The sequence below is a fragment of the Lentilactobacillus sp. TOM.63 genome, from assembly GCF_030361045.1.
Classification (GTDB): domain Bacteria; phylum Bacillota; class Bacilli; order Lactobacillales; family Lactobacillaceae; genus Lentilactobacillus; species Lentilactobacillus dabitei.
This window is the reverse complement of sequence record NZ_JAUCAP010000033.1, coordinates 23,395-30,737: the sequence shown is the minus strand read 5'-3', so window position 1 is coordinate 30,737 and position 7,343 is coordinate 23,395. Positions and strand designations below refer to the sequence as shown.

The window sequence follows — 7,343 nt, the reverse complement described above, 5'->3', positions numbered from 1 at the left end:
TGGCTCTGCGCGCCTATTCTTTGAGAAGCACCCGGAAGTAAAAGCCCAAAAGTTTTGGGGTGGCCATTTATGGTCACACAGCTACTACATGAGCACGCTTGGCAACATGAGCAGGGAAGTTGTTGAACGCTATATCGATAATCAACGCTGATAACACCTTTCGGTATTAGTTTGTGCATTCATCTACCTGGTTAAAACCAGGAGATTTCTGCGAATCCTTTCATTAAATCCGGCAGCCCGATATATTTTGAGGGCCCCCTGCATTTCCTTCAAAGTATCTAATCGAATTGACCGATAGCCCAGTTCTTTGGCACTCACCAAAATTCTAGCGACCAGCTCTCGCCCAATTCCTAATTGGCGGAAACCACTCCTAACGTACAATCGCTTCATTTCCGCAATTCCAGGTTCAAATTCGTGCACGGCAACGGCACCGGCAAGCTCGCCATCCACATACGCCATAATCAAGTCACCCTTGGGTTGATTATAGTGGGTTGCCAGTTCAGCTAGCTCAGTAGCAAAGTCCTGAAACTTCAGGTCAAACCCAAGTAATTTCGCATACTCAATCAAGAGTTGCTTTGCTGCCTCAAAATCCGCTTTAGTAGTCGCGGGCTTATACGCAATTTGTGGTTGGTGACTGGGTTCTAGCATTGTATCCCCCAAGCCCAACATAAATGTTTCAACTGCATCGTTTGGAACTTTTTCAGCTTCTAACCAAGTCGGTTTATTGTTTCATTCGTTTCTGGTGCAATAGTCGCTGCTTTTCTTCAGCCTTTTGGGCGGCTAAGTGTTGTTCGTGTTCCCGTTCGCTAGCAGCCTTTTGCGGCAATATCAGATTTAGGACAATTCCGATAATCGTGGCAAATGCCAGCCCGGTAAATTGAAAACTCTTGATTTGCAGATAAGCATTTCCAACCCCAATTACCATTACGGTTGAAGCAATCATCAAGTTCCGTTTCAAATTCATATCCACTTTATTTTCAACCATTACTTGGATTCCGGCCGTGGCAATTGTTCCAAACAACAGGAAACTAATTCCACCAATAACTGGCATCGGCATCTGCATGATTAAGACGTTCAGTTTATTCACAAATGCGAACAGGATTGCAAACATGGCGGCCCCCATCAGCACATAAACACTGTGGATTTTAGTGATAGCCATCACGCCAATGTTCTCCCCATAACTGGTCATAGCCGGTGCCCCAACCAATCCGGCAAATAGTGACGCAGCACCATCTCCAGCAAGGGTTCGGTTTAATCCAGGATCTTTAAAAAAGTCTCGACCGGTCAATTCATCGAGCACCATGATATGCCCCATGTGCTCAGTCATCGTTACAAACGCAATTGGGGTGATGGCTAAAATGGCCGCCCAATCAATCTTAAATTTGTAATCAATCCCTGGAATATCGAATGCAGGGATTTTGAACCACGGCGCACTGGCAATCGTATGCAGGTCGACAATGCCACAGAACACGGAAATCACGTACCCACAAACAATTGCAAGTAGAACCGGAATCAGGCCGATGAACCCTTTAAACAGCATATTAAAAATAATGGCTAAAAATAACGTTGCTAAGGCAATACCAAAGTACAATAAACTGTATTTGCCATTTTTCATCATCGCATCCTGAGCGGCACTCCCTGCAAGGGACAAGCCAATGACCATGACAATGGGACCAACCACAATTGGCGGCAAAATTTTATCCACCCAGTCTGACCCGACTCCCCAAATAATTGCGGCAACGATCATATACACGATCCCGACGCCGATCACGCCTTGGGCAATGCCCGGATAACCCGTCGTCTTCATCAACGCCAGCATCGGTGTAATAAAGGCAAAACTTGAGCCCATGTAAGCAGGAATCTTTCGCTGGGTAATCATAATATGAAGCAACGTGCCGACCCCTGAGGCAAATAGGGCAATGCTTGGGCTCAACCCAACCAACAACGGTACAATCACCGTTGATCCAAACATCGAAAACATGTGCTGCAATGATAAGCCGACCCACGGGAAGAATTTCGGCATATCATGAATGTCTAGTATCGCCCGATCGTCGTGAAACTCGTTCTTGTCTGCCATTTTTCCGCTCCTTTGTAGTTGCGTAAATCTGGTGGAGATAGCTGAATGATGTGCTACCAAACAATAACCCGCACATAAGCACCCTGATACATTGCAGAATGGTGTTCCGCAAAGCAGCAATCTACGTGTAAGCACCTTTGGAAAAATTCCAAACTCGGGAATTCCTCCAAAGGAGACTTACACTCCGATTGCTAACCGCTTTGCTCCACACACTTCAACAAAAAATAGCCGCACCCAGCAAGGGCCGACTATTTGTGTTTGAATGCCGTCATCTTGCCAGCCTCTCGGACCAGATTTAAAGATTCATTTAGTTGTCATTAAGTATAATATACTGCAGAAACATGTCAATCTAATTTTTTAAAGCCAACTCCATATCGATATGGGGAATATTATCCTCTAGGTAAACGTCGCTGACATCCCTGAACCCAAATGAATGGTAGAAATACTTCAGATACTCTTGTCCGGCCAGCACAATTTTGGCTGCTTCTGGGAATAGTTCCTTCGACTTATCCAAGGTGGCTTGCACTAACTCTCTTCCTAAGCCACCGCCCCGGTACTTTGGGTTCACGACAACCCTGCCAATTCGGGTAACTGACTGGTTTTCTTCAGGAATAATTCTGGCATAAGCCATCAAGTCCCCCTCGGCGTTTTTGAACATCACATGATAGGAAATCAAGTCGTCATCATCGACTTCTTGGTAGTAACATTTTTGTTCAACAACAAAAACGGCGACTCGTAATTTATAAATTTCAAATAGTTCTTTGGTGCTTAATGCTGCAAACTGCTTTACTTCAATTTGTGTCATAACTGCCATCCTTTTTTCGTGAAAAATACAACCCCTTTGCTTTCTGTTATAATATATTCAATCGGGTTGAGATGCAATAATCGAATCTAAATGAGGTATTAATGTGAATAGGCATGACAATGAACCAAGATACAAAAAATATGATTTTAATTCAGAACAGGATCGCCGCCGTCAACGTCGAAAACAATACAGCGGCTGGTGGTTTGCCCTGCTCATTTTAATCATTGCGATTGGACTGGCATTTTCCATTAACTGGCTGATGACTCGCCACAGCCATCAATCGAATTCATCCTCCACGGCTGCGATCAGTAAAACCATCGATAAATCCAAAAATGCCATTGAGGGTCGCAACTCCAAGGGCAGCCTAACCAAAAAAGTGGAAGACAATCGAGTTTCCGCCTTTTCCAGCAAAATAGACGATGCCAAAGCTGGTGGGTTAACCCCTGCTGAACGGGGTCAACTTCAAAAGTCGATCAATAATGAACAGAACAAAACCGTTAAAAACCGTGAGCAGCAATTACTCAATAAAGCGAACAAACAGGCACCTGCCAAACCAAAAATCCCAGATCCTTTCGCTACGACTCACACATTTTCATCGGTGAACGATGCCAAGAATTGGGCAAACGCGACGAAGCAACAATGGCTCAAAGACGGCTACGTCAACTATACGATCTCGTCCAATGGCCAGGGTTATTATGTGCTGAAATTCATCAAATAATGTAATCTTTGGGGAACTGGCTGAATCTATTTAACTTAAAATTTGAGAAGTCAGTTGAGATGACATATTATTGGGTTGAGGACTGCTGTGTAAAGCAGAAACTTCCTTCTAAGCACCTTCGGCAAAAATCCCAAAATCAGGGATTTCTGCCAAAGGAGACTTAGACTCCAGTTTCTAACCGCTTTACTCCGCTCACTTAGTAGGACTGCTCCTCCAGGCAGAGATCTGCATGTAAGCACCTCGAACAAAAATTTCCAAACCCGGAATTTCTGTTCGAGGAGACTTACACTCCGATCTCTAACCGCCTGGATCCGCTCACTTTTTTAGGACAGCTGCGTAAAGCAGAAGCCTGCACGTAAGCACCTCGGAGAAAAATTCCAAGAACGGGAATTTCTCTCCGAGGAGACTTACGCTCCGACTTCTAAGCGCTTTACTCCGCTCACTTTTCATAGGAGATGAGAACATGAAGGTTCAAGTACCATTAACAAAGGGGCTTTTAGCCGATAAGTACAGTAAGTATGCATCACCTGTAGATATTTTGGGTGATCAGCCAATCGTTTCATTTCCAATTAAAATTACCGATGCCCCCAAGGATGCCAAGTCCCTTGCTTTAACATTGGTTGATTGGGACGCCATTCCCGTCAGTGGTTTCATGTGGATTCACTGGATCGCTGCTAATATTTCACCGGATGTCACGGAAATTCCTGAGAATAATAGTCAAAAGCCGAAGGTGCCGATGGTCCAAGGACGTAACAGCACTGCTGGTGGTTTGATCGGTAATAACGATCCCGTAACCGCTTGGCATTACAATGGGCCAACCCCTCCAGATAAACCCCACAATTATCATTTATCAGTTTACGCTTTGGACACAGAATTACCCCTAAGGGATGGTTTCTGGCTCAATGAGCTTCAAGACGCAATGCGGGGGCATATTTTGGAAACAGCAGAATTTGTTATTCCAGCTCGTGCATAGGATAAATAATTCCTTGGGCAAGCCGTTTGGATTTTTAATTAGTGATATAATTAACACATAAATGACCACAAGGGAGGCAGCTTCATGGAATCCAACTACAACAACATCTTGGTCCCAGTCGACGGATCAGCCCAATCAAAGGACGCACTTGCAAAGGGAGCTCTTATTGCCCACAATAATGGTGCTCATCTCGACGTGCTTCATGTATTAAGCACCCAGCAATATGGCTACAATTATGGTGGCATGGTAGATGGTGATGTTATCAACAACCTCGTTGAAGACACCACTGATTATCTCAATAAGTCAGTGGACAGGATTAAAAAGGAAGCGGATTTGGATGACATTCAAATCCATATTCGTTTCGGTAATCCAAAGACAGTTATTGCCTTTGAATTTCCAAAGGACCACAAGTCAGACCTGATCGTGATGGGCGCAACGGGAATGAGTCGCCTACAACTAGTATTGGAAGGTTCGGTATCATCATTCGTTAACCGTAGCGCCAAATGTGACGTCATGGTAGTAAGAACAAACAAGGAAAATAAACCGTATAAACCGGTGGAAAATAATTAGAGTGCCAAAAACGAAAGTGCCGAAAAAGGCGCTTTGACGCGGTTATATAAGGAAGCCCTCACTAAAATCCTGGTTGGATTTTAGTGAGGGCTTCCTTATATATTAAGCGTCAGCCTTTTGAGGCACGTTTTAACACGAAAATGGCGAACATCCTGGTCTTGGATTTTTCGTGGAGGGATCTCCTTATATATTAAGCGTCAGCCTTTTGAGGCACGTTCCAACACAAGAACGTCCAACATCCTGGCCTTAGATTTTAATGGGAACTCCTTATATAGTAGTCCCAGTCTCCTGAGACCCATTCCAACTACATAAAATCACTAATTCAACCCCAAGCCCCCTTCTCAACATCCCCCAAGTTTCGCCCCCCACTAATTCCGCCTAATTATTTCGCCAAACCAATTGACCTACTCCCCAGATATTGTATGATGAACGTAACGAGAAGATGAAAGCGCTATGATCAGAGGAGGAACAGCCATGAAAGTGTTAGTTATTGGGGGAATTGCTGGCGGGCCGTCGTTTGCGACGCGACTTCGGCGAATCAATGAAGATGACGAAATCATTATCTTCGAGCGGGGAGCAGCGATTTCGGTTGCCAGTTGTGCGATGCCTTACTATTTGGGCGGGGTTGTTTCAGATCGCTCTAAATTAATTGAGCGAACCCCGGAAATTCTCAAACAGCGAAATAACATCGATGTGCGCTTATTTAATGAAGTGACTTCAATCACCCCAGCTAATAAAAGCGTCACAGTAAAAAATTTGAAAACTGGCGACGTCTATCAGGAAAGTTATGATCAATTGGTCATCGCAACCGGAGCGAGTCCGGTTGTGCCACCGATCAAAGGAATCGAAAACGCCGGTAATGCCTTTGTCCTGAGAGCCATTACCGATGCGGACAAGCTGATGACGTATTTAGCAGCCAAGCGGCCCAAGACCGTGACAATTTTAGGGGCTGGCGCCATTGGGATTGAGGTTGCCGAAGCTTTTGTCAGACGCCAAATGGATGTGACCATCGTCGATCAAGCTGACCAAGTTGCTTCTCCCTACGATCCAGAAATTGCCTCAATCGTCAAAGATGAGCTAATCAAACAAGGCGTCCACGTCATTTTAAACAACGGGATCAAAGAAATCCGCAATAATGGCCACACCTTGGTCTTTGAAGACGGCAGCCTTCACCAGACTGCAATGCTCTTCTTGGGAACTGGGGTTAGGCCAAATAGTCAGCTGGCAGAAGCTGCCGGAATCAGATTGTCGCCTGACCATCACGTGATCGTTGATGATCACTTGCAAACCAACCTGCCAGATATTTATGCCATCGGTGACGTCATTGAAACGACCAGTCTGATTAACGGCCTACCGATTCCAAGTGTCCTATCCAGTCCCGCCAATCGTCAAGGCCACTTGCTGGCAGATATCATGACAGATGCTCCTGTCACCTATAAGGGCTTCGTTGGTGCTGGCGTTGCGAAATTCTTTGACCTGACTGCCAGCTATGTTGGCTACACTGAAAGTGCCTTAAAACAACTTGGAATCACCAATTATAAAACGGTCTTTATCACCCCGTATGACCGGGCTTATTTCTTCCCAAATGCTGACCGGGTGAATTTCAAGTTAATCTATGAAGAAAAAACTGGTAAGCTCCTTGGCGGCCAGGCAGTTGGAAAGCATGGTATCGACAAACGAATCGCCGAACTATCTGTTGCAATTACCGGCAACTTAACGGCCTTTGATCTGCCAGCTCTGGAAATCCCATATTCACCACCGTATTCTTCAACCCGGGATGTCTTAAATATCGCTGGCTACGTGGCGATTCGAGAATTAACAAATAGATCCAAGACAGTCAAAGTTTCAGCCATTTCAGCTGAAGACCGGCAAAACGCCTTTTTCCTGGATATCCGTGAACCCGGAACCGAATCGGCTGGATCAATTAACCCAACGGCCAATATCCCGTTATCACAACTTCGGGATCGGATTGAGGAGATTCCAAAAGATAAAAAAATCTACATCACTTTTAGAAAGGGAATTGGTCCCTACAATGCCTCGCGAATTCTCGACGGCAAGGGATACGATGTCACAACGATCGATGAATCTTAATAACTTCGTGAAGTCCGGCCAGCTGCTGGGCTTTTTTAGTTTCAAATCCGTACCACCTTTACCTCAAGCATACTTGAGGTGCTATATTTAAGGTAATTAATCTTTTATT

General features: G+C 44.9%; 8 protein-coding genes. 5 read left to right on the top strand and 3 right to left on the bottom strand.

The genetic code is table 11. The features are described from left to right. The coding region (locus QUF07_RS07920; RefSeq protein WP_289427145.1) for a transposase at positions 1-151 on the top strand (151 nt) is incomplete at its 5' end. A 32-nt stretch (positions 152-183) separates the two neighbouring features. Here QUF07_RS07920 and QUF07_RS07915 read toward each other — a convergent pair. The 3 genes from QUF07_RS07915 to QUF07_RS07905 form a co-directional block, all read right to left on the bottom strand. Further along, a complete protein-coding gene (locus tag QUF07_RS07915) occupies positions 184-648 on the bottom strand; it encodes a GNAT family N-acetyltransferase (RefSeq protein WP_217165094.1) in 465 nt (154 codons plus the stop codon). Between the two features lie 73 nt (positions 649-721). Next, positions 722-2,077: a uracil-xanthine permease family protein gene (locus QUF07_RS07910; protein ID WP_217165092.1), complete on the bottom strand. Its 1,356-nt coding sequence runs from the start codon at positions 2,075-2,077 to the stop codon at positions 722-724. A gap of 349 nt (positions 2,078-2,426) precedes the next feature. After that, positions 2,427-2,882, bottom strand: a complete 456-nt coding sequence (locus QUF07_RS07905; RefSeq protein WP_217165090.1) for a GNAT family N-acetyltransferase — start codon at positions 2,880-2,882, stop codon at positions 2,427-2,429. 103 nt (positions 2,883-2,985) lie between these two features. Here QUF07_RS07905 and QUF07_RS07900 point away from each other — a divergent pair, with 103 nt between their 5' ends. From QUF07_RS07900 to QUF07_RS07885, 4 genes are all read left to right on the top strand, one after another. Then, on the top strand, positions 2,986-3,600 hold the full coding sequence (locus QUF07_RS07900) for a hypothetical protein (protein WP_217342166.1): 615 nt from the start codon (positions 2,986-2,988) through the stop codon (positions 3,598-3,600). 463 nt (positions 3,601-4,063) lie between these two features. Next, positions 4,064-4,573 carry a YbhB/YbcL family Raf kinase inhibitor-like protein gene (locus QUF07_RS07895; protein ID WP_217165087.1) on the top strand — a complete coding sequence of 170 codons (510 nt, stop codon included), beginning with the start codon at positions 4,064-4,066 and terminating at the stop codon, positions 4,571-4,573. 84 nt (positions 4,574-4,657) lie between these two features. Then, on the top strand, positions 4,658-5,143 hold the full coding sequence (locus tag QUF07_RS07890; RefSeq protein ID WP_289427144.1) for a universal stress protein: 486 nt from the start codon (positions 4,658-4,660) through the stop codon (positions 5,141-5,143). A 474-nt stretch (positions 5,144-5,617) separates the two neighbouring features. Beyond that, positions 5,618-7,234, top strand: coding sequence for an FAD-dependent oxidoreductase (locus QUF07_RS07885; protein WP_289427143.1), 1,617 nt, complete (start codon positions 5,618-5,620; stop codon positions 7,232-7,234). Positions 7,235-7,343 lie beyond the last annotated feature (109 nt).

Coding starts and splice junctions, on each gene's coding strand:
- QUF07_RS07915 (WP_217165094.1), bottom strand. CDS start 648: ATGCTAGAACCCAGTCACCAACCACAAATTGCGTATAAGCCCGCGACT.
- QUF07_RS07905 (WP_217165090.1), bottom strand. CDS start 2,882: ATGACACAAATTGAAGTAAAGCAGTTTGCAGCATTAAGCACCAAAGAA.
- QUF07_RS07885 (WP_289427143.1), top strand. CDS start 5,618: ATGAAAGTGTTAGTTATTGGGGGAATTGCTGGCGGGCCGTCGTTTGCG.
- QUF07_RS07895 (WP_217165087.1), top strand. CDS start 4,064: ATGAAGGTTCAAGTACCATTAACAAAGGGGCTTTTAGCCGATAAGTAC.
- QUF07_RS07890 (WP_289427144.1), top strand. CDS start 4,658: ATGGAATCCAACTACAACAACATCTTGGTCCCAGTCGACGGATCAGCC.
- QUF07_RS07910 (WP_217165092.1), bottom strand. CDS start 2,077: ATGGCAGACAAGAACGAGTTTCACGACGATCGGGCGATACTAGACATT.